The following is a 22,488-nucleotide window of genomic DNA, read 5'->3' as shown; positions in this document are numbered from 1 at the left end:
CACCCACGTCCCGCGGTCCCGGAACGTGGCTCACGCACCGCCCGGCGCGTGGCAGGGCGTCGATCAGGGAACGACGCCGTGGGCGACGAACTCGGGGAAGGGGTCGACCGGGCCACCGCCGCCGGGGCGGACCTCGACGTGGAGGTGCGAGCCCGTGACGTTGCCGGTGGCGCCGACGGTGCCGATGGTCTCGCCGCCGGTGACCTGGTCGCCGACGGAGACGTAGATCGTGGTCTGGTGGCAGTACCAGATCTCGGTGCCGTCCTCGAGCGTGACGACGGTCTTGTTGCCGTAGGCGCCGTCGTAGCCGGTGAAGGTCACGGTGCCGTTGGCCACGGAGTGGATCGGGTCACCGGTGTTGCCGTTGAAGTCGAGACCGGTGTGGTAGTTCGCCCAGAGGCCGTACTGCCCGAAGACAGCGGTGATCTGGTAGTTGTCGAGGGGGAGAACCCACTTGTTCTCCTTGATCTTCGCCGCCTGCTTCTCGGCGGCCTTGCGCATCTCGTCGAGCTTGGCCGTGCGCTCGGCCATCTGCTTCTCGGCGAGGGCGACCAGCTCGGGGTCGGTCTCCTCGCCTGCCTCGCGGGTGTAGTCGCGGCTGGTGACCGTGCCGCGGCGGGCGAGCGCCTGGCCGGCCTTCGCGCCGATCGCGCCGGTGGCGTCGACCGAGGAGCCGGCGCTGGCCAGGGCCGAGACGTCGGCTCCCGAGGCGGTCACGGCGCCGCCCGCGGAGATCGCGAGGACCGCGACACCGGCGACGAGCGGCAGGGACGGAAGCGAACGCAGGCGGCCGGACGAGCGGCGGGGCAGTTCTGCGCGCCGCTTCCCGTTCACGGGTGCAGGCGTGGCCGAGGTGCGGCGCTTGGGTGCGCGCTCCGCTCGGTGGTTGCCCATAGGGGTGATTACCAATCTGCCGTGTCGTCAGGGGGGTCCGGTCGGCAAGACCGCGACCGACCATAACGGAAAGATCACGGGTAAGTGCAACTGTCGATCAAATTGATGTGCACAACCCGCGAGGTGTCCGGAATCCGGACTTGGGGACCCGGGCGCGGGGGTCAGCCACGAGCCGCCTGGTAGCGGTCGAGCGCCTCGCGACGCTCGTCGGCGTGGTCGACGATCCGGAGCGGGTAGTCCTGCTCGTAGCCCACGTCGGACTTCCACGGCTCGTGCGCGGACTTGCCCGGGAGGTGGTCGAGCTCGGGCACCCAGCGACGTACGTAGTCGCCCTGCGGGTCGAACTTCAGGCCCTGGGTCACGGGGTTGAACACGCGGAAGTAGGGAGAGGCGTCGGTGCCCGTGCCGGCCACCCACTGCCACCCGTGGTTGTTGGAGGCGACGTCGCCGTCGAGGAGCAGGTCGAGGAAGTGCCGCGCCCCGACCGGCCACCACACGTGCAGGTCCTTGGTGAGGAAGGACGCGGTGATCATCCGGACGCGGTTGTGCATCCACCCCGTGTGGAGCAGCTGGCGCATCCCGGCGTCGACGATCGGGAAGCCGGTGGTGCCGGTGCGCCACGCCTCGATCGCGTCCTCGGGGTCGTCGTACGCCATGCCCTCCAGCGCCGGCTTCAGGTCCTCCCACGCGGACTCGGGCGTGTGCCACAGCACGTCGGCGTAGAACTCGCGCCACGCGATCTCGTTGGCGTAGGTCGACGAGGTGTCCATGTCGGCCAGGAGCGAGCGCGGGTGGAGCACCCCGAGGTGGAGGTACGGCGAGAGGCGTGAGGTGCCGTCGTGGTCGGGCCGGTCGCGCTCGCGGGGGTAGTCGCGCAGCCCGTCGTCGCGGAAGGAGCGCCACCGCCGCCAGGCGGCATCCTCGCCGGCCGCGGGCAGGTCGACCGGCGCGTCGGCGACCGCCTTCTCGAGCATGTCGAGCGCGCGCTCGTGGGAGTCGCCCTGCTCGATGGCGGGGGAGCGCGGGGTGTGCGCGGGCTCGGGCCAGCCGTGCTCGCGCCAGGCGCGGGCGAAGGCGGTGAACACCTGGTAGGGGTCGCCGCTGCCGTTGCGCACCAGGCCGGGCCCGACGGCGTACGGCGACCCGGTGGCCACCAGCTCCACCCGGTCACCGATCGCGGCGTCGCGACGGCGGCCGTAGGGCGTGGTCTCCGCGGAGACGTGGACGCGGCGGCCGTCGGCGACGCGGGGCACGACGTCCCGGGGATCGCCGTGGTGGACGGTGAGCGGGATCCTCTCGGCCAGCGCGAGCACGTTGGCCGCGAGCCACGCCTGCCGGGCAGCGCCGGCCCTCGACCAGATCGCCGGGTCGACGACGAAGAGGGCCGTCACGGTGCCCTCGTCGAGCGCGGCGAGGAGGGCTGGGTTGTCGCGCACGCGCAGGTCGCGGCGGAACCACATCACGGACGAGTCGGAGGTCGACATGGTCACCAACGTAGTTCCCGGAGTGAGCACCACCACGCTCACCCGGCCTCGTCGCGGTCGCTCGACGGGTCTAGGGTGCCGAGAGGGAATCCCCGCCACTGTTCGCAAGACGAAAAGGACTGGTCACCTCGTGGACCTGATGGAATTTCAGGCGAAGGAGCTCTTCGCCAAGCACGGAGTCGCAACGACGCTCGGCGTGATCGCCGAGACCCCCGAGGCGGCCCGCGCGGCCGCCGAGGAGATGGGCGGCGTCACGGTCATCAAGGCGCAGGTCAAGGCCGGCGGCCGCGGCAAGGCCGGCGGCGTGAAGATCGCGAAGACCGCCGACGAGGCCGAGTCCTACGCCCGCGACATCATCGGCATGGAGATCAAGGGCCTGCGCGTCAACCGCGTCCTGGTCACGCCGGCCACCCCGCCGGTGGAGGAGTACTACTTCTCCTTCCTCCTCGACCGCTCGAACCGCTCGCACCTGTGCATCGCCTCAGTCGAGGGTGGTGTGGAGATCGAGGAGGTCGCCAAGACCAACCCCGAGGCCGTGCGCCAGATCCGCATCGACGCCCTCGAGGGCGTCACGCCGGAGAAGGCCGCCGCGATCGTCGACGAGGCCAAGTTCCCCGCCGAGCTGCGCGACCAGGCCATCGAGATGGTGCAGCAGCTCTGGCAGGTCTACGTCCAGGAGGACGCCACCCTCGTCGAGGTGAACCCGCTGGCCCGCCTCGAGGGCGACAGGCTCGAGGCCCTCGACGGCAAGGTGTCGCTCGACGACAACGCCTCCGAGGTCCGCCACCCCGAGCACGAGCAGTTCGAGATCCGCGAGGAGGCCGACCCGCTCGAGGCGAAGGCCAAGGACAAGGGCCTCAACTACGTCAAGCTCGACGGCGAGGTCGGCATCATCGGCAACGGCGCGGGCCTCGTGATGAGCACCCTCGACGTCGTCGCGTACGCCGGTGAGGCGCACGGCGGCGTGAAGCCCGCCAACTTCCTCGACATCGGCGGCGGCGCCAACGCGCAGGTCATGGCCGACGGTCTCGACGTGATCCTCAACGACGAGCAGGTCAAGAGCGTCTTCGTCAACGTCTTCGGTGGCATCACCGCGTGCGACGAGGTGGCCAACGGCATCAAGGGTGCCCTCGAGATCCTCGGCGACAGCGCCACCAAGCCGCTCGTCGTCCGCCTCGACGGCAACAACGTCGACAAGGGCCGCGCGATCCTCGACGAGCTCAACCACCCGCTGGTCACCCAGGTCGACACGATGGACGGCGCGGCCGACAAGGCCGCCGAGCTCGCCCACCAGGCCTGAGAGAGAGAAACAGAACCGATGAGCATCTACCTCAACTCAGACTCCAAGATCATCGTCCAGGGCATGACGGGCGGCATGGGTGCCAAGCACACGACCCTGATGGTCGAGTCCGGCGCCAACATCGTCGGCGGCGTCAACGCCCGCAAGGCCGGCACCACCGTCGAGCTCGGCGGCAAGGAGCTCCCGGTCTTCGGCACCGTCGAGGAGGCCATGAAGGAGACCGGCGCCAACGTGTCCGTCGCCTTCGTCCCGCCGGCCTTCACGAAGGACGCCGCGATCGAGGCCATCGACGCCGAGATCCCGCTGCTCGTGGTGATCACCGAGGGCGTCCCGGTCCTCGACACCGCCGAGGTCGTGCAGTACCTCGAGGGCAAGTCCACCCGGATGATCGGGCCGAACTGCCCCGGCATCATCACGCCCGAGGAGTCGCTGGCCGGCATCACGCCCCACACCATCGCGGGCAAGGGCCCCATCGGCCTGGTCTCGAAGTCGGGCACGCTGACCTACCAGATGATGTTCGAGCTGAAGGACTTCGGCTTCACCACCGCGATCGGCATCGGCGGTGACCCGATCATCGGCACCACCCACATCGACGCGCTCGAGGCCTTCGAGAACGACCCCGACACCAAGGCGATCGTGATGATCGGCGAGATCGGCGGCGACGCCGAGGAGCGTGCGGCGGCCTACATCAAGGAGCACGTCACGAAGCCGGTCGTCGGCTACGTCGCCGGCTTCACCGCTCCGGAGGGCAAGACCATGGGCCACGCCGGCGCCATCGTGTCGGGCTCCTCGGGCACCGCGCAGGCCAAGAAGGAGGCCCTCGAGGCCGCCGGGGTCAAGGTCGGCAAGACGCCGTCCGAGACCGCTGAGCTGATGCGCGAGATCCTGCAGGGTCTCTGACTCAGAGCACTTCCAGACGGCCCCGCAGGTCCACCTGCGGGGCCGTTCTGTCTGCCGGCTGCCGGGCGGGACGCACCGCAGGACGCACCGCAGGACGTCGCGCGTCCCACAGCATCCGCCACACGACGTGGGCGCCGAGCAGGCGCACCGGTGCGACCGCGCTGACCCGGCGCGGCGACGGCAGCGTCGGGCACGCCGAGCTGGCGAGCGTGGAAGGTATGGACATGGTCTAGCACCCCGTTTTCTCGAACACGACACCGTACGTCTGCACCGTCACCCGACCTCCACCGGCGCCTCGAACGCCGCCATCGCCTCGACGGTCGCGAGGAGCGGGCCCCGCGTCGAGGCGATGCCGTCCGCGAGCTCCTCGGTGCTCCACCCGCCGTACGTCGACGACACGAGGAGCGCAGCACCGAGGGGCACCACGTGGACGATGGTCGCGCCGGGTCCGGGCTGGTCGTCGAAGGCGTAGGTCTGCACCAGCATGGTGGCCGGCGCGGGTCCGAAGGGCGACGTACGCACGTCCGTGGTCACCTCGGTGCCGCCGCTGGCCTCGACGCCGCCGCACGTGGGCGGGAGCTCGGCGAACGCCTCGGCGACCGCGGCCGCCTCGTCGGGGCTCCCGAGCAGCACCAGCTCGCGCGTGCTGGCGGACTCGCCTCCGCTGTTGTCGGCGACCATCCGGTCACGGGTGTCGAGGCCGCGCAGGGGAGTGGTGCCGCAGAGGGCGAGGTCGCGCAGCCCGGTGCCGGTGCGGGAGGTCGCGACCAGGTCGTCCGGCCCACCCATCCCGGCGGACAGCGGGAAGTCGTCGGCGATCGTGACCTCCGGTGCGGGCGGCGCGGGCGTCGTGGGCGTCCCCGCCGTCCCGGACGAGGCGGACGCCGGGGAAGGGGCGTCGGCGTCGGTCCCGGTGGATCCGCCGTCGTCGGCGCGCACCGCGCAGCCGGCCACGACCAGCGTGCCGGCCACGGCGGCCGCCGTCAGCGCGGGTCGGAGCCTCATGCCCCTTATGACTACGACCGGGCCGAAAAGGTTGCGTCGCGGTCGTCAGCCGCCGTCGAGCGTGTCGAGCCGGTCGAGGACGCGGCGGGCCAGGGAGACGAAGTCGGGGCGCGACATCGTCATGTCGCGGTCGGGGGCGAAGCCGAGCTGGGAGACCGCCGTGCCCTCGCGGGCGATGGCCATCAGGAACGGGTAGGACTGGTCGTCGTTGAGCTGGAAGGTCAGGGCCCAGACGCTGAGGTCGCGACCCTCGGACGACGACGAGGTGAGCGGCGTGACGCTGGTGCCGAGGTTGGCCTGGCCGCACGCCCGGATGCGCGAGCGGACCTGCTCGACGAAGGCGCGGGCGCGGGGCTGCTTCATCCTGCCGACGGTCTGGGTGAGACCGAGCTGGGTGGCCTCGGGGGTCTCGGGGAAGACGAACGTGCGGGTGAGCGCCTTCTTGATGCCCTTGCCCTGGAACGACGTCCGGTCGCAGCGGGTGTTGGCGTCGTTGGTGCGTGCCCTGACCGGGTCGAGGCCGACCCACGGGCCGCGGACCGCGGCGACCGGCGGCAGGTCGACGACGGCCAGGACGCCGGGCGGGTTGCCGATGTCGAGGGGACGGGTCGTGGTGGAGCGGGCCCGACCGGCGCAGGCGGTGGCCGCGTCGGTGCCGCACAGCCCGTTGACGGCTGCGGCGAGGCCGGACAGCGCGGCCCGGTCACTGATCGGCCGGCCGCGGGTGCTGACGACGTTGGTCACGAGGAGGTTGCCGGTGCGGGCGATCCCGACCGTGATGTTGGTCGGGTTGCGGCCCCACGAGCGCAACCGGAACGCCCGCGCCTCGTCACCGATCCGCTCGACGGTCTGGGTGGCGAGCAGCTGGGTGCGGGGGTCGATGCAGCCGGCGACCCACATCGAGGCGGTGGCCAGGCCCGCCTCTGCGGCGGTGACGTTCGGGGAGAGCTCGACCATCTGCGTGGCCGTGGTCTGCACGGTCGTGACCTGCCGCTTGCGGGTGCGTTGGTTGTCGCCCTTGCCGACCTTCGCCTGCACGGTCCGGGTCGCCGATCCCTCCCACGTGCGGGCCAGGGCGGACACGGCAGCCGGGTCGGCGAAGCGCTCGCGCTGGCACGGGAGGATCAGCCCGTCGCCGCCGAGGTTGTCGGTGGTGGAGGTCTCCTCCCAGTCGAGCCCGGCGCCGAAGCGGGCCATCTGGGTCGGGGCGAGGAGCGAGGCCTCGCTGATCAGCTCGGCGCCGGCCGGCTCTACCGGGTCGTGGACGGTGATGGCGCCGGTCGCCTTCTCCTCGCTGAGGCTGGTGGGCTCGGCACCCGACCCCGTCGCGACCAGCGACCCGGACACGACGAGCGCCGTGGTGGCGAGCCCCGCGCCGATCACGGTGTGGGTGCGGCGCCGGGCCGCGCCCGCACGTCGTACGACGGTCGCGCGGGGCCAGCGGATCTCCTCCAGCGGTGCGGCGAGGTCCTCGAGCAGGCGGCGGATGTCGGTCGTGGGCAGGTCACGGTTCAGGGAGAACTGCGCGGTCGCGGTCTGCAGCTCGCGCTCGGCGTCGGCGCGGGTGAGGCCGACCTCGCGCCCGATCGAGGTCAGCGTCAGCGAGGTGAGGCCGTGGAGCACCAGCAGCTCGCGCTGGCGCGGGGTGAGCTTCGCGAGGGCGTCGAGGGTCGCGCGGCACTCGGGGTCGAGCGACTTGTCGCGGTGCCAGATGCGCGCGGTGTGGCGCCGCCGGGCACTGCGGAAGGCGAGCGGACGGACGTAGCCGTCGCGGTCGTCGAGGGCTCCCACCTTGCGCCAGTGGTGCCACGCGACCACGAAGGCGTCCCGCACGGCCGCGCGGGCGGCCGGTGCGTCACCGGTCAGCGCGTAGGCCTCGTGCAGGAGTCGCGTGCGGTTCTCGACGTAGTAGGCGTCGAAGGTCTCGGGGCTCCTCATGACCCGCTCCACGGTACGGGGTGGCGGCGTGGGAGCGCGATCCGAGGCGGGCCGCGAGTCATGATGGCTCGGCCATGACGTCCCTCCTCGCCCGCCCCGACCACGCCCGGACCGAGGCCCCGCGCCCGCGTCCGCTGGTGCTGATCGCGACGCTCGGCGGGGTGCTGGCGGCGCTCGGGCCCCTGGTCGTGCTGCTGGCCGTCGGGGTCGTCGGCTGGTTCGTGAGCGACGCCGGCGTGCACGGCGCCCCGCGCGACGGGATGCGGATGGGCGCCCTCGCCTGGCTCGCGGGCCACGGCTCCGGCTTCACCGTGATGGGCGCGCGGATCACGATCGTGCCGCTCGGCGTCACCGCGATCGCCGCCTGGTCGATGTGGCGGCTCGGCCACCGCGTCGGCGACTCGGTCTCCGGCCACGGACCCGACGCCGACCGGATCTCCGACGGCGAGCGCGACTTCACCGTCCCGACCGCGGTCGTCCTCTTCTTCGCCGGGTACGCCGTCGTGGCCGTGGTGGTCGCGACGCTGGCCGCCGGCACCACCGCCGACCCGTCGGTCCCGCGGGTGCTGGCCTGGACCGTGGGGTTGACGGCCCTCGTGGGCGCGCCCGCGATCGCGGTCGGCTCGGGCCGCGCGGCGATCTGGGCCGCCTTCACCCCGGCCACCCTGCGCGCGGGAGCGGCGGTCGCCGGCAAGGTGCTGACCAGCCTCCTCGCCGTCTCCGGCCTGCTGTTCCTCGTCGCCCTCGCGCTGTCCTTCGACGACGCCGCGACGATGGCCGCCCGGCTGCACACCAGCCCGTCGGAGGCCGCGCTCTACTCCCTCGTCAACGCCGCCTTTCTGCCCAACGCCTCGCTCTTCGCGGGGTCCTGGCTGCTCGGTCCGGGCTTCGTCGTCGGCGGCGCCACGATCGTCTCGCCGGGCGCCGTCGTGCTCGGCCCACTGCCGCTCGTCCCGCTGCTGGCCGCCCTCCCGTCCGTCGGCACGCCGCCGGGCTGGGTCGGCCTCGCGATGCTGGTGCCACCGCTGGTCGCAGCCGTCGCGGCCTTCCGGACCCTCCGTGGGCGCGCCCTCGGGTGGGACCAGCTCGCCCTCGCCGGGTGCGGCGGCGGACTGGTCGCCGGCCTGGCGTTCGCCGTGCTCTCGGCCCTCTCCGGCGGCTCCGCCGGGCCGGGCCGGATGCGCTTCGTCGGGCCGCTGGTGCCCGACGTCCTGGTCCACGCCGTCACGGCCTGCGGGATCGGCGCCCTCCTCGGCGCAGCGGTCCCGGCGGTCCTGGCGTGGCGGGCTGCCCGTGAGCGGGCAGCCGACGAGTCCGCCCCGGGCTCGGTGGAGGATGTCCCCGTGGACGCATCCTCCGACGACACCCGAGCCTGACGTGGGGGCTGGACACAGCCACGTCGAGCACCCCTCGCTCGGCCCCGCGCCCCGGAACCTGCGGGTGCTGATGGCAGCGCTCGTCGGCCCGCTCGTGCTCGCGACCCTCGTCGGCCTCGTGCTGCTCTGGCCCGACGGTGACCTCGAGCTGACCGCGCCGGGGGTCGACGTGCAGCGCGGGACGGCGACGGTGACCGAGCTCGTCCCGTGCCAGCTGGTTGGCGGCAAGGAGGTCGAGGGCTGCCAGGCCGCCACGATCGACGTGCTCAGCGGGCCTGGGGAGGGTGACGCCTCCGTGGCGGTCCTGCCCTACGGCGAGAAGGCGCCGCAGGTCGACGTGGGCGACCGCATCATCGTGTCCTACACCGCTGGCGCACCGGTCGGCGAGCAGTACGCCTTCCAGGACTTCGACCGGGGGCCGCCGCTGCTGACGCTGACGATCCTCTTCGCGGTCGGCGTCCTGGTCCTGTCGCGCTGGCGGGGGATCGGTGCCCTGGCGAGCCTGGCGTACTCCCTCGTGCTGATCGTGGTGTTCACGCTGCCCGCGATCATGGAGGGCTCCTCGCCGCTGGCCGTCGCCGTCGTGACCGCCTCGGCGATCATGCTGGTCACGCTCTACCTCTCCCACGGCTTCAACGTCCGCTCGACGGTCGCGATGCTCGGGACGCTGGTGTCCCTCGTGGTGATCGGCGTGCTCGGCTGGGTCTTCACCACCGTCGGGCACTTCACCGGCCTCGTCGACGAGGGCAGCCAGTACATCTCCGGGGTCGCCGGGCAGGTCGACCTCCACGGCCTCCTGCTCGCGGGCCTGGTGATCGGCGCCCTCGGCGTGCTCGACGACGTCACCGTGACGCAGACCTGGGCGGTGTGGGAGCTCGCCGACGTCGACCCCGACGCCAGCGTGCGGACGCTCTTCGGCCGGGCGATGCGGATCGGGCGCTCGCACGCCGCGTCCACGGTCAACACGCTCGTCCTGGCCTACGTCGGTGCGACGCTGCCGCTGATGCTGGTCTTCTCGGCGCTGTCGCTGCCCTTCGGGATCGCGATCAGCCAGGAGGTCGTCGCCCAGGAGGTCGTCCGGGGCCTCGTCGGCGGCCTCGGCATCCTCGCCGCCGTCCCGGTGACCACCGGCATCGCGGCGCTGATCGCCGCGCGCCTGGTCACGGACCGGGCGGCGGGCCGGGAGACCGGCCGGACGACGGCCGGCGGCGGCTCGCACCGCGCCTGACGCCGCCTAGACTCCCTCCGTGCCCGAAGCCCGTCTCGTCGTCCTCGTGTCGGGTTCCGGCACCAACCTCCAGGCCCTGCTCGACGCCTGCGCCGACCCGGCGTACGGCGCGCGGGTCGTGGCCGTCGGTGCCGACCGGGAGGGCATCGAGGGCCTCGCGCGCGCCGAGCGGGCCGGCGTCCCGACCTTCGTCCGCCAGGTGTCGGACTTCGAGACCCGCGAGGGCTGGGACAGCGCCCTGGCGACGGTGGTCGAGCGGTTCGAGCCCGACGTCGTGGTCTCGGCCGGGTTCATGAAGCTGCTCTCGCAGGACTTCCTCGACCGCTTCCTCACCCTCAACACCCACCCGGCCCTGTGCCCGGCCTTCCCCGGGATGCACGGGCCGCGCGACGCGCTCGAGCACGGGGTGAAGGTCACCGGCGCGACCCTCTTCGTGGTCGACGCGGGCGTCGACACCGGCCCGATCGTGGCCCAGGTGCCGGTGCCCGTGGAGGAGGACGACGACGTCGAGTCGCTGCACGAGCGGATCAAGACCGCCGAGCGGCAGATGCTCGTCGAGGCCGTCGGGCGGATCGCCCGCGAGGGCGTCGCCGTCGACGGGCGCCGGGTTCGCATCGGGTAGCCGTCGCTCGGTAGTGTGCGGACCACACGACTGGCGCAGGTGGGCAACCACCAGGGAGTGACGCGCGAGGGGATCGAACGCCTGGGTGCCCTCGACTCGCAAGCGAACCCCACTCGTCCCGAGGAGTCCCCGTGTCCCCCACCTCTTCCGACCAGGTCGCCATCAAGCGCGCGCTCGTCTCCGTCTACGACAAGGCAGGTCTCGACGACCTGGTCCGCGGCCTGCACGACGCCGGCGTCGAGCTCGTCTCCACCGGTGGCTCGGCCGCGCTCATCGAGTCGCTCGGCCTGCCCGTGACCAGGGTCGAGGACCTCACCGGCTTCCCCGAGTGCCTCGACGGCCGGGTCAAGACCCTGCACCCGCGCGTGCACGCCGGCATCCTCGCCGACCGCCGCCTCGACTCCCACGTCGCGCAGCTCGAGGAGCTCGGCGTCGAGCCGTTCGACCTCGTCGTGAGCAACCTCTACCCCTTCACCCAGACCGTCGCCTCGGGCGCGAGCCCGGACGAGTGCGTGGAGCAGATCGACATCGGCGGGCCGTCGATGGTGCGCGCCGCAGCCAAGAACCACCCGAGCGTCGCGATCGTGACCTCGCCGTCGGCGTACGACGCCGTGCTGGCCGCCGTGGCCGCCGGAGGGTTCACGCTGGCCGAGCGCCAGCGGCTGGCGGCGGAGGCCTTCGTGCACACCGCGACCTACGACGTCCACGTCGCCTCCTGGATGGGCAACGTCCTCACCGACACCAGCGCCGGCACGGGCTTCCCGGCCTGGGTCGGCGGCACCTGGGACAAGTCGGCCGTGCTCCGCTACGGCGAGAACCCCCACCAGCCGGCGGCGCTCTACCGCAACGGCCAGGGCGGACTCGCCGACGCCGAGCAGCTGCACGGCAAGGAGATGTCCTACAACAACTACGTCGACACCGACGCGGCCCGGCGGGCGGCCCACGACTTCGACGAGCCGGCCGTCGCGATCATCAAGCACGCCAACCCGTGCGGCATCGCCGTGGGCGCCGACGTCGCGGAGGCCTACGTCCGGGCCAACGCCTGCGACCCGACCTCGGCCTTCGGTGGCGTGATCGCGGTCAACCGCCCGGTCTCGGTCGCGATGGCCGAGGCCCTGCGCGAGACCTTCACCGAGGTCCTCGTCGCACCGGCCTACGACGACGGGGCGCTCGAGGTGCTCCGCTCGCTCCCGCGCGGGGGCAAGAACATCCGCATCCTCCTCGCGCCCGACCCGGTCGCCAGCGGCGTCGAGATGCGCCCGATCAGCGGTGGGCTGCTGATGCAGGTCGCCGACCACGTCGACGCCGCCGGCGACGACCCGGCCACCTGGACCCTCGCCACCGGCTCGGCCGCTCCCGACGACGTGCTGGCCGACCTCGCCTTCGCCTGGAAGGCGTGCCGGTCGGCGAAGTCCAACGCCATCCTGCTGGCCCGGGACGGCGCCTCCGTCGGCATCGGCATGGGCCAGGTCAACCGGGTCGACTCCTGCCGGCTCGCCGTCTCCCGCGCCGGGGAGCGGGTCAGTGGGACGGTCGCCGCGTCGGATGCGTTCTTCCCGTTCGCCGACGGTCCGCAGATCCTCATCGACGCCGGCGTGAAGGCCATCGTCCAGCCCGGCGGCTCGGTCCGTGACGCCGAGGTCGTGGCGGCCTGCGAGGCGGCCGGCGTGACGATGTACCTCACCGGCACCCGGCACTTCTTCCACTAGGACGAGCGCGGCGACTCCCCGCGTCCCCCGACGTCCGTTGCGTAGTCCGCACCCGGCTGCGCATGACGAAACTCGACCCTGTCGAAAGCGAGGCCACCGTGCCTAGACTGCCGTCCGTGACCGCACAGACCCTCGACGGCGCAGCGACCCTGCGGACCATCAAGGCGGAGCTCGCCCAGCGAGTCGCCGCCCTCAAGGAGCAGGGCGTCGTGCCCGGGCTCGGCACCGTCCTGGTCGGCGACGACCCCGGCTCGCACTGGTACGTCGGGGCCAAGCACAAGGACTGCGCGGAGATCGGCATCACCTCGATCCGGCGCGACCTGCCGGCGACGGCCACCCAGGCCGAGGTGGAGGCCGTCATCGACGAGCTCAACGCCGACGAGGCCTGCACCGGCTTCATCGTGCAGCAGCCGACCGGGCTCGACGAGTTCGCCCTGCTCTCGCGCGTCGACCCCGACAAGGACGTCGACGGCCTGCACCCGACCAACCTCGGCAAGCTCGTGCTCGGCGAGGCCGGCCCGCTACCGTGCACGCCGGTCGGCTCGATCGAGCTGCTGCGCCGCCACGGCGTGGAGATCGCCGGCGCGGAGGTCGTGGTCGTCGGCCGCGGGATCACCGTCGGCCGCCCGCTCGGGCTGCTGCTCACGCGCCGCTCGGAGAACGCCACCGTCACGCTCTGCCACACCGGCACGGTCGACCTCGGCGCCCACGTCCGCAACGCCGACATCGTCGTCGCGGCCGCCGGCGTGCCGGGGATCATCACCGCCGACATGGTCAAGCCCGGCGCCGCGGTCCTCGACGTCGGCGTCTCGCGCGTCGACGGCAAGGTCACCGGCGACGTCGCGCCCGACGTGTGGGACGTGGCGGGCTGGGTCTCGCCCAACCCGAAGGGCGTCGGCCCGATGACCCGCGCGATGCTGCTCTCCAACATCGTCGAGATCGCCGAGAGGTCCGTCGGCGCGTGATGGCCGAGCCCGACCACGTCGAGCACCTCGAGGGCGATCCCGTCGAGCCGGCACCCGAGGACGACGGGCGGCGCTACCCCTCGACGATCGGGGGAGCCTTCTACCTGCTCGTCCTGGCCGTCGTCGCGGCCGGGCTGGTGCTGGTGTCCTTCGACGAGTGGCGCCTGGGCATCCGCCTGATGGGCGGGTCGCTGATCTTCGCCGCACTGGTGCGGCTGGTGCTGCGCACCCGCGACGCCGGCATGCTCGCCGTACGCCACAAGGTGCTCGACGCCGTCGTGCTGATCGTGCTCGGCGGAGCGCTGATCGTCCTCGCGGGCTCGATCCCGGACCAGCCCGGCGGCTTCTAGCCCCGACAACGCACGAGCGGTGCGTGAGACAGGTGCCCGGGCACCGGACCACGTCTCACGCACCGCTCGGGTGCGTCGTTGCTCAGATCAGGCCGAGCTCCGTGACCGCGGCGCGCTCGTCGGCGAGCTCGGCGGTGGAGGCGTCGATCCTCGCGCGGGAGAAGTCGTCGATCTCGAGGCCCTCGACGATCGACCAGTCGCCACCGGAGGTGGTCACCGGGAACGAGGAGATCAGACCCTCGGGGACGCCGTACTCGCCCTGGGAGGCGACGGCCATCGAGACCCAGTCGTCGGCCGGCGAGCCGAACAGCCAGTCGCGGGCGGCGTCGATCGTGGCCGACGCGGCCGAGGCGGCCGAGGACGACCCGCGGGCGTCGATGATCGCGGCGCCGCGCTTGGCGACGGTCGGGATGAAGGTGTCCTCGAGCCATGCCTGGTCGTCGACCAGCTCGGCGGCGTTCTGGCCCTTGACCTGCGCGTGGAAGAGGTCGGGGTACTGGGTGGCGGAGTGGTTGCCCCAGATCGTCATGTGCGTGATGTCGGTGACGGCCGCGCCGGTCTTCGCCGCGAGCTGCGAGATCGCGCGGTTGTGGTCGAGGCGGGTCAGCGCGGAGAAGCGCTCGCGCGGGATGTCGGGCGCGTTGGTCATCGCGATGAGGGCGTTGGTGTTGGCCGGGTTGCCGGTGACACCGATCCGCACGTCGTCCGCGGCGACCGCGTTGAGAGCCTTGCCCTGCGCGGTGAAGATCGCGCCGTTGGCCGAGAGCAGGTCGCCCCGCTCCATGCCCGGGCCGCGCGGGCGCGCGCCGACGAGCAGGGCCAGGTTGACGCCGTCGAAGATCTTCTCGGCGTCCGAGCCGATCTCGACGCCGGCGAGGTTCGGGAACGCGCAGTCGTCGAGCTCCATGACGACGCCCTCGAGCGCCTTGAGGGCGGGCTCGATCTCGAGCAGTCGCAGCTCGATCGGGCGGTCCGCCGCGAGCGCGCCGCTCGCGAGGCGGAACAGCAGGCTGTAGCCGATCTGACCGGCGGCGCCGGTCACGGCCACCTTGAGGGGTGCGGAGGTCACGGTGGGTTGTCTCCTCGTGATGATGGTCTCTGGTCCCGCTGACGCTAGCAGCGGGGCGCTGCTGGCATGCTGGCGCCCATGTTCCGAGCTGCGGCGGTCACCCTGGCCCTCGCCGCGACTCTCTCGGGGTGCGCGGGCGTCGGCCAGCCGGCGCCGTACGACTCACCCGGCATCAACGGTCTCGTGATCCCGACGCCGAGCGCCGACCCCGCGGACTTCGTGGACACGGTCGACAACCCGTGGTTCCCGCTCGAGCCGGGCACGGCGCACCACTTCACGCTGACCTCCGACGAACAGGCCATCGGCAGCATGGACACGGAGGTCGGTGACGCGACGACCGAGATCGCCGGCCTGGTCGCGACCGTGCTCACCACCTCGACCACCATCGACGACGACACCGTGACCGTCACCGGCTACTACGCCCAGGACCGCGCCGGCAACGTGTGGCTCCTCGGACTCGAGACAGGTACGGCGTCGTGGCGGGCCGGCGTGGACGGGGCCGAGGCGGGCCTCGCGATGCCCGCCGACCCGCGGCTCGGGGACGGGTGGGTGAGCTTCGCCGTCCCCGGCGCGACCGAGGGACGGGCGACGATCGAGGACCAGTCGGCGGACCTGGTGCAGCTGCGCACCTACGAGGCAGACGACGAGGCCGACACCGAGGCTCGCAACGTGTACGAGAAGGGTGTCGGCCTCGTCGGTGTCGAGAGCCTGGCCGGTGGCTGGACCGCCAGGCTGACGGACTGAGGGCGGTCAGTCCGGGCGGCGCACCTGGGTGCGGCCGTCGTCGTCACCGTCCGGGTTGCCCCAGTGGCCCGGGGCGCTCGGCTGGCCGGGCTGGGCCGGGGGCTGCTGCTGCGGCGCACCCCACTGACCGGGCTGCTGGGCCGGGGGCTGCTGCTGCGGGGCGGGCTGGCCCCACTGCGCGGGGGGCGCCTGCGGGGTGGAGTACGGGTCGGGCTGCGGCTGGGACGGCTGCTGCTGCGGCGTGGGCTGCTGGCCCCACTGCTGCTGCGGGGGAGCGCCCCACGCGGCGCCGGGCTGGCCCCAGCCACCCTGCTGGCCCTGGTTCCACTGGGCCTCGTAGTTGCCGGGGACGAACTGGTCGCCCTTCCGGCCGCCGCCGAAGTTGAGCCCGGACCCGGCGACCGGCTCGGCACCGTGGCCGAAGAGGATCGGGTAGGTCAGCCCGGCGATCGCGGCACCGACGAACGGGGCGACCACGAAGAGCCACAGCTGGACGATGGCGTCGGTGCCGGCGAAGACGCCGACGCCGATCGAGCGGGCGGGGTTGACCGACGTGCCGGTCAGCGGAATCGCGACGAAGTGGATCATCGCCAGCGTGAGGCCGATGGCGAGCGGACCCATCACGGCGTTGATCTGGTTGCGCTCGTCGGTCACGGCCAGGATCACCCACAAGAAGACCGCGGTCAGCAGGATCTCCAGCAGCAGCGCCGCCCACCAGGCGTAGGGGGCGACGGGGTTCTGGTCGCCGAAGAAGTTCTGGCCCATGTTGCCCTCGGCGGTGAAGCCGTCGAAGCCGTGGCCGAGGCCGAAGAGCACGGCCCCGGCGAGCAGGCCGCCCACGAGCTGGGCGGCGAAGTAGATGCCGACCTTGTTCCACGGCAGCCGGCCGCCGAGCACGGCGCCGAGGGTCACGGCCGGGTTGAAGTGGCCGCCGGAGATCCGGCCGACGGCGTAGGCCATCACCACGACCGTGAGCCCGAAGGTCAGGCCGGTCGAGACGATGTTGCCGCCGCTGTAGATCGCGGCGCCGCAGCCGAAGAAGACGAGCACGAAGGTGCCCAGCAGCTCAGCGGTGAATTTCTGCCCCGTGGTCGGGGTGTCCTCGACGATGTCGCTCATGGCCGTCCTCCAGAAGTCATGTGGCCGCCCCCCGGCGGCCACACGCGACTCTAGCGGCGTGGTTGACGGGGTGCGAGGGTAGGCGAGTCGCCACGCGACCCGGCGTCAGGTATCTTGACGTCAAGAGTTATGCCGGATCAGATCGCGATCTACAGGAGCTGTCGTACCCATGGCCAAGATCATCTACACCCACACCGACGAGGCGCCCCTGCTGGCGACGTACTCGTTCCTCCCGATCATCGCCGCCTACGCGAAGACCGCGGGTGTGGACGTCGAGACCCGCGACATCTCCCTCGCCGGCCGCGTGATCTCGCAGTTCCCCGACCGCCTCACCGAGGACCAGCGCCTCGACGACGCCCTCGCTGAGCTCGGCGAGCTGGCCACCAAGCCCGAGGCCAACATCATCAAGCTCCCCAACATCTCCGCCTCGATCCCGCAGCTCAAGGCGACGATCGCCGAGCTGCAGTCGCAGGGCTACGACCTGCCGGCCTACCCCGAGAACCCGCAGACCGACGAGGAGCGCGAGACCCGCGCCCGCTACGACAGGGTCAAGGGCTCGGCGGTCAACCCCGTGCTGCGCGAGGGCAACTCCGACCGCCGCGCGCCGGCGTCGGTGAAGAACTACGCGAAGTCGCACCCGCACTCGATGGGTGCCTGGAGCAGCGACTCGCGGACCAACGTCGCCACGATGGGCAACGACGACTTCCGCAGCAACGAGAAGTCCGTCGTCATCGACGGCGACGACACCCTGTCCATCGTCCACGTCGCGGGCGGCGAGGAGACCGTGCTGAAGGAGGGCCTGAAGGTCCTCGACGGCGAGGTCGTCGACGCCACCTTCATGAGCGCGGCCAGGCTTGACGAGTTCCTCGAGGCGCAGGTCGCCCGGGCCAAGGCCGACGGCGTGTTGTTCTCCGCGCACCTCAAGGCCACGATGATGAAGGTCTCGGACCCGATCATCTTCGGCCACGTCGTGCGCGCCTACTTCGCCGACGTCTTCGCCCAGTACGGCGAGCAGATCGCGGCCGCCGGTCTCTCCGCCAACGACGGGCTGGGCGCCATCCTCTCCGGCCTCGACGCCGTCGAGGGTGGGGCCGAGATCAAGGCCGCCTTCGAGAAGGGCCTCGCCGAGGGCCCGGCCCTGGCGATGGTCGACTCCGACCGCGGCATCACCAACCTCCACGTCCCCTCCGACGTCATCATCGACGCCTCGATGCCGGCGATGATCCGCACGTCGGGCCAGATGTGGAACGCCGCGGGCGAGCAGCAGGACACCCTCGCGGTCATCCCCGACTCGTCCTACGCCGGCATCTACCAGGCCACGATCGACGACTGCCGCACCCACGGCGCGCTCGACCCGTCCACGATGGGCTCGGTGCCCAACGTCGGCCTGATGGCCAAGGCGGCCGAGGAGTACGGCTCGCACGACAAGACCTTCGAGATCCCGGCCGCCGGCACCGTCGAGGTCCGCAACGCCGCCGGTGACGTGCTGCTCTCCCACGACGTCGAGGCCGGCGACATCTGGCGCGCCTGCCAGACCAAGGACGCCTCGATCCGCGACTGGGTCAAGCTCGCCGTCACCCGGGCCCGCGCCAGCGCCACCCCCGCGGTCTTCTGGCTCGACGAGACGCGCGCCCACGACGCCAACCTGATCCGGCTGGTCGACACCTACCTCGCCGAGCAGGACACCGACGGCCTCGAGCTCTCGATCATGGCGCCGGCGGAGGCGACGACGTACTCCCTCGAGCGGATCCGCAAGGGCGAGGACACCATCTCGGTCACGGGCAACGTGCTCCGCGACTACAACACCGACCTCTTCCCGATCCTCGAGCTCGGCACCAGTGCCAAGATGCTCTCGATCGTCCCGCTGATGAACGGTGGCGGCCTGTTCGAGACCGGTGCCGGCGGCTCGGCGCCCAAGCACGTGCAGCAGCTGGTCAAGGAGGACTACCTGCGCTGGGACAGCCTCGGCGAGTTCTTCGCCCTGGCCGCCTCGCTCGAGCACCTCGCCGGCTACGCCGACAACCAGCGCGCGAAGATCCTCGGCGAGACCCTCGACCGGGCGACCGAGACCTTCCTCAACGAGGACCGCTCGCCGGGTCGCAAGCTCGGCACGATCGACAACCGCGGCTCGCACTTCTACCTCGCGCTCTACTGGGCCGAGGAGCTCGCGAAGCAGACCGACGACGCCGACCTGGCGGCCGCCTTCTCGGCACTGGCGGGCTCGCTGCGCGCCGACGAGCAGGCGATCGTCGACGAGCTGCTCGCCGTCCAGGGCAAGCCGGCCGACATCGGTGGCTACTTCCGCCCCGACGCCACCAAGGCCGACGCGGTGATGCGCCCGTCCGCCACGTTCAACGCGGCGCTCGCGACCCTCTGATCCGGTGCTGACCCGGCGCTGAGTCGCGCGTCACAGGCAGGGCCCTCGGGGAATACCTCCCCGGGGGCCCTGTCTTGCATGCTGTGATGACCATGACGACTGCCGCCACCACGAACGCCACAGACGACCTCGACGTCGCGACGGTGTCCGCGCGCCACTTCGGCCTCGCGGTCCTCGCGCTCGCCATGGGCGGCTTCGCGATCGGCACGACCGAGTTCGTCACCATGGGCCTGCTCCCGCAGATCTCCGCGGGCGTCGGCGTCTCGATCCCGACGGGTGGCCACGTCATCTCGGCGTACGCCGTCGGCGTCGTGGTCGGTGCCCCGCTGCTGGCCTTCCTCGGTGCCCGGCTCCCGCGCCGCGCGCTGCTGGTCGCGTTGATGGCCGCCTTCGCGGTGGGCAACGGAGTGAGCGCGCTGGCCGCCAGCTACGAGCAGCTCGTCATCGCCCGGTTCGTCGCCGGCCTGCCGCACGGTGCCTACTTCGGCGTCGCCTCGCTCGTCGCCGCCAGCATGGCGCGGCCCTCGCGCAAGGGGCGCGCGGTCTCCCAGATCATGCTCGGGCTGTCGGTCGCCAACGTGATCGGCGTACCCGCTGCGACGGTGCTCGGCCAGGAGCTCGGTTGGCGCGCGGCCTTCTGGGCGGTCTCGGTCCTGGCGATCATCACGCTCGCGCTGGTGACGTGGTTCGTCCCGTCGGTCGCCGGTGACGCGGAGGCCAGCGGACGCCGCGAGCTCTCCGCCTTCAAGCTGCCCCAGGTCTGGCTGACCCTGCTCGCCGGCGCGGTCGGCTTCGGCGGCATGTTCGCCGTCTACTCCTACATCGCGCCCGTCGTCACCGACGTGGCCGGGCTGGGGGAGCGGTCCGTCCCGGTCTACCTCCTGTCGTTCGGCCTCGGCATGGTGGCCGGCACCTGGCTGGCCGGGATCATGGCCGACTGGTCGATCTTCCGTTCGCTGATCATCGGGGGCTCCGGCATGGCCGCCTCGATGCTGCTCTTCTGGCTCGCCGCCCCGCACGGCTGGGCCGCGCTGCCGGTGGTCTTCCTGATCACGACCCTCGGCTCGGTGCTGGTGGTCAACCTCCAGCTGCGGCTGATGGACGTCGCCGGTGACGCGCAGACCCTCGGCGCAGCGATGAACCACGCCTCGCTCAACGTCGCCAACGCCCTCGGCGCCTGGCTCGGCGGCCTGGTCATCGCCGCCGGCTGGGGCCTGCGGGCGCCGGCGCTGGTCGGCCTCGCGCTCTCCCTCGGCGGCGTCGCGATCCTCCTGGTCTCCGCCCGCCTGCACGTGCGCCAGAGCGCCGCCGCCTGAACGGTCCCGCCTTCCGCGCGGAACCGTGCACGTCCTTTCCGTTCATGTTGCACGGAGTTAACACGGGCGGAACTGTTGTGTAGCGCGAGCTTGTAACGATCCAATCATGAAAGGGCGGACCCACCGCCCGAGATCTTCCTGAGGGGGAGTCATGGTGGATGAGCAGAAGGTCGCAGCCGAGATGGAGCGCCGCCGCTTCCTCGCCGACCGCAACGTGGGCGACGTGGTGAGCCTGCTGCAGCGCCGGGCCGAGCTGCGTGGGGTCTACCCTGCGGCCGACCTGGTCGCCGACAACGTGGGCTGGGTCGTCTGACCCGACCGATCGACTTCGCGGGCCCCGTGGGCCCCTGCCCGGCTCGACACGCTCAGCCAAATCCCGGCAGGGGCCGCGGGGCCCAGGTCGTCCCGTCGTCGGAGGAGCACCGGAGCTCGTCGACGGCACCGGCCCCCGCGACCACGCAGACCTCGTCACCCGACGTGAGGACACCCATGTCGTGCGGCGACATCGGGGTGCCCACCTCGTTCCCGTCCGCGTCGATCCGGACCAGGCCGTGCGAGCCCGTGACGAGGTACGCCGTCCCCTGCCGCGACATCGCGAGGCCGGACACGTCCTGGTAGACCGAGCGCTCCATGCCCTCGGACGTCGTCCAGGTGTCGCCCGCGTCGCTGGACAGGGCGACGTGGAGCCCCGTGACCGACCCGTCCGGGTCGTCCCCGAGCAGGACGTAGGCCAGGTGGTCGCCGTTGCCGGCCAGGAGGCCGGTGCCGGTGCTGTCCGCCCCGGGGTCGGCGACGTGGGTCATCTCCCACTGGAGGTCGCCGTCGCTGACCACGACCCGCCGCGGCCCGGCGACCCCGGGCGCGAGGACGAGCCGGCCGCCGGGCGTGACGTAGGCACTGCTGGGCTGCCACGTCCCGGCACCCGGCAGCCCGATCAGCTTCGTCCCGCGCAGGATGCGCCAGCCGGCGCGCGTCCGGACGGCCGTGTCCCCCGGCTCGACGTCGGTGCTGCCGGAGCCGGTGTCGACGACCGGCTCGAAGGTGCCCGACGGGGTGAGCAGGCTGACCTCGTCGACGTCCTCGTAGATCCAGCCGCCCGGGACCGCCGTCAGGGTCGGCGCGCTCGCTTCGAGCAGCCGTCCGGCCACCTCGTCGCCGTCGCGGACGGTGAGGGCGTAGGTGCACGGCCCGTCCCCGGCGCAGGAGCCCCAGACGACCGCGGCACCGGTGTCCGATCCCGCGAAGGACCACGGCTGCAGCCGCGCCCCGCGCAGGAAGGACTGCACCGTGGCCGGGAGGCGCGAGTCGACCTCGGGGGTGCCGTCCCACGGGGTCGACGGCCCCGGACGGGCCGGCTCGGGGCGCTGGTCGTCGCCCCCACCGGGCCGGCCCACCGCGAACCCCACCCCGGCGACGACGACGGCGACCGCGAGCCCCGACGCGATCGTCGTACGGCGTCGGCGGCGGGCGTGCTGCGCGCGGTCGACCACGGCGTCGAAGCCGGGCTGCGGCACGCGCTCGGCCACCTCGCGCGAGACGTGGGTGGGGAGGTTCATCGAGGGCTCCTCTCGGTCGGCGTCGCGGTGTCGGGCTCGGCCAGCAACGCGGCGAGGGCCGTACGACCGCGGGCCAGGCGCGCCTTGACCGTGCCGACCGGCGCTCCGACGGCGTCGGCGACCTCGTGGACCGAGAGGTCGGCGAGGTGGTGCAGGGCGATCGCCTCGCGCTGGGCGGCGGGCAGCTGGCGGAGCGCGGCCAGCAGCGCGATGCGGTCGTCCGGGAGGTCGGCGTACGACTGCTGGGCGACGAGTCGGTGGCTCACGTCGCGGAAGAAGCGGCTGCGGCGCCAGCGGGTCCGGGTGACGTTGACCGCGACGGTGCGCAGCCACGCCTCCGGGTTGTCGGCGGCGAGGAAGGAGCGTGAGGAGTTCACCGCGCGGGCGAAGGCCTCCATGACCGCGTCCTCGGCCTCGACGGGATCGCCCGTCACGCCGGTGAGCTGGCCCACGAGGCGGCGGTAGGAGGTGGCGTACACCTCCTGCACGCGGTCCACTGCGCTCGCCCGGGCCATGGCCCACCCTCCCACTCGTCG

Annotated in this window: 21 protein-coding genes and 1 riboswitch; of the genes, 12 read left to right on the top strand and 9 right to left on the bottom strand. The window is 72.4% G+C overall.

The genetic code is table 11. The features are described from left to right. Nucleotides 1-63: 63 nt before the first annotated feature. Both EUA93_RS01870 and EUA93_RS01865 read right to left on the bottom strand, forming a co-directional pair. Nucleotides 64-894, bottom strand: a complete 831-nt coding sequence (locus tag EUA93_RS01870; protein ID WP_165355027.1) for a M23 family metallopeptidase — start codon at nt 892-894, stop codon at nt 64-66. A gap of 161 nt (nt 895-1,055) precedes the next feature. Next, nucleotides 1,056-2,378 (bottom strand): cryptochrome/photolyase family protein, encoded by a 1,323-nt coding sequence (locus EUA93_RS01865; protein ID WP_129398240.1) that lies wholly within the window; start codon nt 2,376-2,378, stop codon nt 1,056-1,058. Nucleotides 2,379-2,508: 130 nt separating this feature from the next. Between EUA93_RS01865 and sucC the strand changes: the two genes are divergently transcribed. Together sucC and sucD are read left to right on the top strand one after the other, a co-directional pair. Continuing rightward, complete coding sequence (sucC, locus tag EUA93_RS01860; RefSeq protein WP_129398238.1) at nt 2,509-3,678, top strand: ADP-forming succinate--CoA ligase subunit beta; 1,170 nt, start codon at nt 2,509-2,511, stop codon at nt 3,676-3,678. 18 nt (nt 3,679-3,696) lie between these two features. Continuing rightward, nucleotides 3,697-4,578, top strand: a complete 882-nt coding sequence (gene sucD, locus EUA93_RS01855; protein WP_129398236.1) for a succinate--CoA ligase subunit alpha — start codon at nt 3,697-3,699, stop codon at nt 4,576-4,578. Between the two features lies 1 nt (nt 4,579). Here the strand turns inward: sucD and EUA93_RS01850 are convergent, their stop codons facing one another. From EUA93_RS01850 to EUA93_RS01840, 3 genes are read right to left on the bottom strand one after another with little or no spacing between them, the layout of a single operon-like run. Beyond that, on the bottom strand, nt 4,580-4,804 hold the full coding sequence (locus EUA93_RS01850) for a hypothetical protein (protein ID WP_129398234.1): 225 nt from the start codon (nt 4,802-4,804) through the stop codon (nt 4,580-4,582). 47 nt (nt 4,805-4,851) lie between these two features. Beyond that, nucleotides 4,852-5,583, bottom strand: coding sequence for a hypothetical protein (locus EUA93_RS01845; protein ID WP_129398232.1), 732 nt, complete (start codon nt 5,581-5,583; stop codon nt 4,852-4,854). A gap of 45 nt (nt 5,584-5,628) precedes the next feature. Continuing rightward, on the bottom strand, nt 5,629-7,521 hold the full coding sequence (locus EUA93_RS01840; protein WP_129398231.1) for a SigE family RNA polymerase sigma factor: 1,893 nt from the start codon (nt 7,519-7,521) through the stop codon (nt 5,629-5,631). A gap of 74 nt (nt 7,522-7,595) precedes the next feature. Here EUA93_RS01840 and EUA93_RS01835 point away from each other — a divergent pair, with 74 nt between their 5' ends. The 6 genes from EUA93_RS01835 (at nt 7,596) to EUA93_RS01810 (ending at nt 13,771) form a co-directional block, all read left to right on the top strand. After that, complete coding sequence (locus tag EUA93_RS01835) at nt 7,596-8,897, top strand: cell division protein PerM (RefSeq protein WP_129398229.1); 1,302 nt, start codon at nt 7,596-7,598, stop codon at nt 8,895-8,897. A gap of 1 nt (nt 8,898) precedes the next feature. Beyond that, a complete protein-coding gene (locus EUA93_RS01830; RefSeq protein WP_165355026.1) occupies nt 8,899-10,125 on the top strand; it encodes a YibE/F family protein in 1,227 nt (408 codons plus the stop codon). 19 nt (nt 10,126-10,144) lie between these two features. Next, a complete protein-coding gene (gene purN, locus EUA93_RS01825) occupies nt 10,145-10,747 on the top strand; it encodes a phosphoribosylglycinamide formyltransferase (RefSeq protein WP_129398225.1) in 603 nt (200 codons plus the stop codon). A gap of 16 nt (nt 10,748-10,763) precedes the next feature. Beyond that, nucleotides 10,764-10,841, top strand: a riboswitch (ZMP/ZTP riboswitch). A 37-nt stretch (nt 10,842-10,878) separates the two neighbouring features. Then, a complete protein-coding gene (gene purH / locus EUA93_RS01820) occupies nt 10,879-12,456 on the top strand; it encodes a bifunctional phosphoribosylaminoimidazolecarboxamide formyltransferase/IMP cyclohydrolase (RefSeq protein ID WP_129398224.1) in 1,578 nt (525 codons plus the stop codon). Between the two features lie 116 nt (nt 12,457-12,572). Further along, nucleotides 12,573-13,421 carry a bifunctional methylenetetrahydrofolate dehydrogenase/methenyltetrahydrofolate cyclohydrolase gene (locus EUA93_RS01815; RefSeq protein WP_129398222.1) on the top strand — a complete coding sequence of 283 codons (849 nt, stop codon included), beginning with the start codon at nt 12,573-12,575 and terminating at the stop codon, nt 13,419-13,421. Then, nucleotides 13,421-13,771, top strand: a complete 351-nt coding sequence (locus tag EUA93_RS01810) for a DUF3017 domain-containing protein (RefSeq protein WP_129398220.1) — start codon at nt 13,421-13,423, stop codon at nt 13,769-13,771. The genes EUA93_RS01815 and EUA93_RS01810 overlap by 1 nt, the downstream gene beginning before the upstream one ends. Nucleotides 13,772-13,853: 82 nt before the next feature. Here EUA93_RS01810 and EUA93_RS01805 read toward each other — a convergent pair whose 3' ends face one another. Next, nucleotides 13,854-14,840 (bottom strand): malate dehydrogenase, encoded by a 987-nt coding sequence (locus EUA93_RS01805; protein ID WP_129398218.1) that lies wholly within the window; start codon nt 14,838-14,840, stop codon nt 13,854-13,856. 78 nt (nt 14,841-14,918) lie between these two features. Between EUA93_RS01805 and EUA93_RS01800 the strand changes: the two genes are divergently transcribed. Continuing rightward, nucleotides 14,919-15,584: a hypothetical protein gene (locus EUA93_RS01800; protein WP_129398216.1), complete on the top strand. Its 666-nt coding sequence runs from the start codon at nt 14,919-14,921 to the stop codon at nt 15,582-15,584. Nucleotides 15,585-15,590: 6 nt separating this feature from the next. Here EUA93_RS01800 and EUA93_RS01795 read toward each other — a convergent pair whose 3' ends face one another. Beyond that, nucleotides 15,591-16,703, bottom strand: coding sequence for an MIP family channel protein (locus EUA93_RS01795; RefSeq protein ID WP_129398214.1), 1,113 nt, complete (start codon nt 16,701-16,703; stop codon nt 15,591-15,593). A 169-nt stretch (nt 16,704-16,872) separates the two neighbouring features. On the opposite strand from EUA93_RS01795, the gene EUA93_RS01790 reads away from it, so the two are divergent. The 3 genes from EUA93_RS01790 to EUA93_RS21460 all read left to right on the top strand — a co-directional run bounded on the left by EUA93_RS01790 (nt 16,873) and on the right by EUA93_RS21460 (nt 20,709). After that, nucleotides 16,873-19,080, top strand: coding sequence for an NADP-dependent isocitrate dehydrogenase (locus tag EUA93_RS01790; protein WP_129398212.1), 2,208 nt, complete (start codon nt 16,873-16,875; stop codon nt 19,078-19,080). A gap of 86 nt (nt 19,081-19,166) precedes the next feature. Then, complete coding sequence (locus tag EUA93_RS01785) at nt 19,167-20,396, top strand: MFS transporter (RefSeq protein WP_242497202.1); 1,230 nt, start codon at nt 19,167-19,169, stop codon at nt 20,394-20,396. 151 nt (nt 20,397-20,547) lie between these two features. Next, entirely contained in the window at nt 20,548-20,709 is a 162-nt protein-coding gene (locus tag EUA93_RS21460; protein ID WP_165355025.1) for a hypothetical protein, read from the top strand. A gap of 52 nt (nt 20,710-20,761) precedes the next feature. On the opposite strand, the gene EUA93_RS01780 is transcribed toward EUA93_RS21460, so the two are convergent. Together EUA93_RS01780 and EUA93_RS01775 are read right to left on the bottom strand one after the other, a co-directional pair. Continuing rightward, nucleotides 20,762-21,952 carry a hypothetical protein gene (locus tag EUA93_RS01780; protein WP_129398210.1) on the bottom strand — a complete coding sequence of 397 codons (1,191 nt, stop codon included), beginning with the start codon at nt 21,950-21,952 and terminating at the stop codon, nt 20,762-20,764. Then, nucleotides 21,949-22,467, bottom strand: coding sequence for a sigma-70 family RNA polymerase sigma factor (locus EUA93_RS01775; protein WP_129398209.1), 519 nt, complete (start codon nt 22,465-22,467; stop codon nt 21,949-21,951). The genes EUA93_RS01780 and EUA93_RS01775 overlap by 4 nt, the downstream gene beginning before the upstream one ends. Between the last annotated feature and the right edge of the window lie 21 nt (nt 22,468-22,488).

The sequence above is a fragment of the Nocardioides oleivorans genome, from assembly GCF_004137255.1.
GTDB classification, from domain to species: Bacteria; Actinomycetota; Actinomycetes; order Propionibacteriales; family Nocardioidaceae; genus Nocardioides; species Nocardioides oleivorans.
The sequence above is the reverse complement of the archived record's forward strand: the minus strand, read 5'-3'. Positions and strand labels throughout refer to the sequence as shown.

Bases quoted from the DNA above. Each gene is read 5' to 3' on its own strand.
- EUA93_RS01870 (WP_165355027.1), bottom strand. From the start codon at position 894: ATGGGCAACCACCGAGCGGAGCGCGCACCCAAGCGCCGCACCTCGGCC.
- EUA93_RS01865 (WP_129398240.1), bottom strand. From the start codon at position 2,378: ATGTCGACCTCCGACTCGTCCGTGATGTGGTTCCGCCGCGACCTGCGC.
- sucD (WP_129398236.1), top strand. From the start codon at position 3,697: ATGAGCATCTACCTCAACTCAGACTCCAAGATCATCGTCCAGGGCATG.
- EUA93_RS01850 (WP_129398234.1), bottom strand. From the start codon at position 4,804: ATGTCCATACCTTCCACGCTCGCCAGCTCGGCGTGCCCGACGCTGCCG.
- EUA93_RS01845 (WP_129398232.1), bottom strand. From the start codon at position 5,583: ATGAGGCTCCGACCCGCGCTGACGGCGGCCGCCGTGGCCGGCACGCTG.
- EUA93_RS01840 (WP_129398231.1), bottom strand. From the start codon at position 7,521: ATGAGGAGCCCCGAGACCTTCGACGCCTACTACGTCGAGAACCGCACG.
- EUA93_RS01835 (WP_129398229.1), top strand. From the start codon at position 7,596: ATGACGTCCCTCCTCGCCCGCCCCGACCACGCCCGGACCGAGGCCCCG.
- EUA93_RS01810 (WP_129398220.1), top strand. From the start codon at position 13,421: ATGGCCGAGCCCGACCACGTCGAGCACCTCGAGGGCGATCCCGTCGAG.
- EUA93_RS01800 (WP_129398216.1), top strand. From the start codon at position 14,919: ATGTTCCGAGCTGCGGCGGTCACCCTGGCCCTCGCCGCGACTCTCTCG.
- EUA93_RS01795 (WP_129398214.1), bottom strand. From the start codon at position 16,703: ATGAGCGACATCGTCGAGGACACCCCGACCACGGGGCAGAAATTCACC.
- EUA93_RS01790 (WP_129398212.1), top strand. From the start codon at position 16,873: ATGGCCAAGATCATCTACACCCACACCGACGAGGCGCCCCTGCTGGCG.
- EUA93_RS01785 (WP_242497202.1), top strand. From the start codon at position 19,167: ATGACCATGACGACTGCCGCCACCACGAACGCCACAGACGACCTCGAC.
- EUA93_RS21460 (WP_165355025.1), top strand. From the start codon at position 20,548: ATGGTGGATGAGCAGAAGGTCGCAGCCGAGATGGAGCGCCGCCGCTTC.
- EUA93_RS01780 (WP_129398210.1), bottom strand. From the start codon at position 21,952: ATGAACCTCCCCACCCACGTCTCGCGCGAGGTGGCCGAGCGCGTGCCG.
- EUA93_RS01775 (WP_129398209.1), bottom strand. From the start codon at position 22,467: ATGGCCCGGGCGAGCGCAGTGGACCGCGTGCAGGAGGTGTACGCCACC.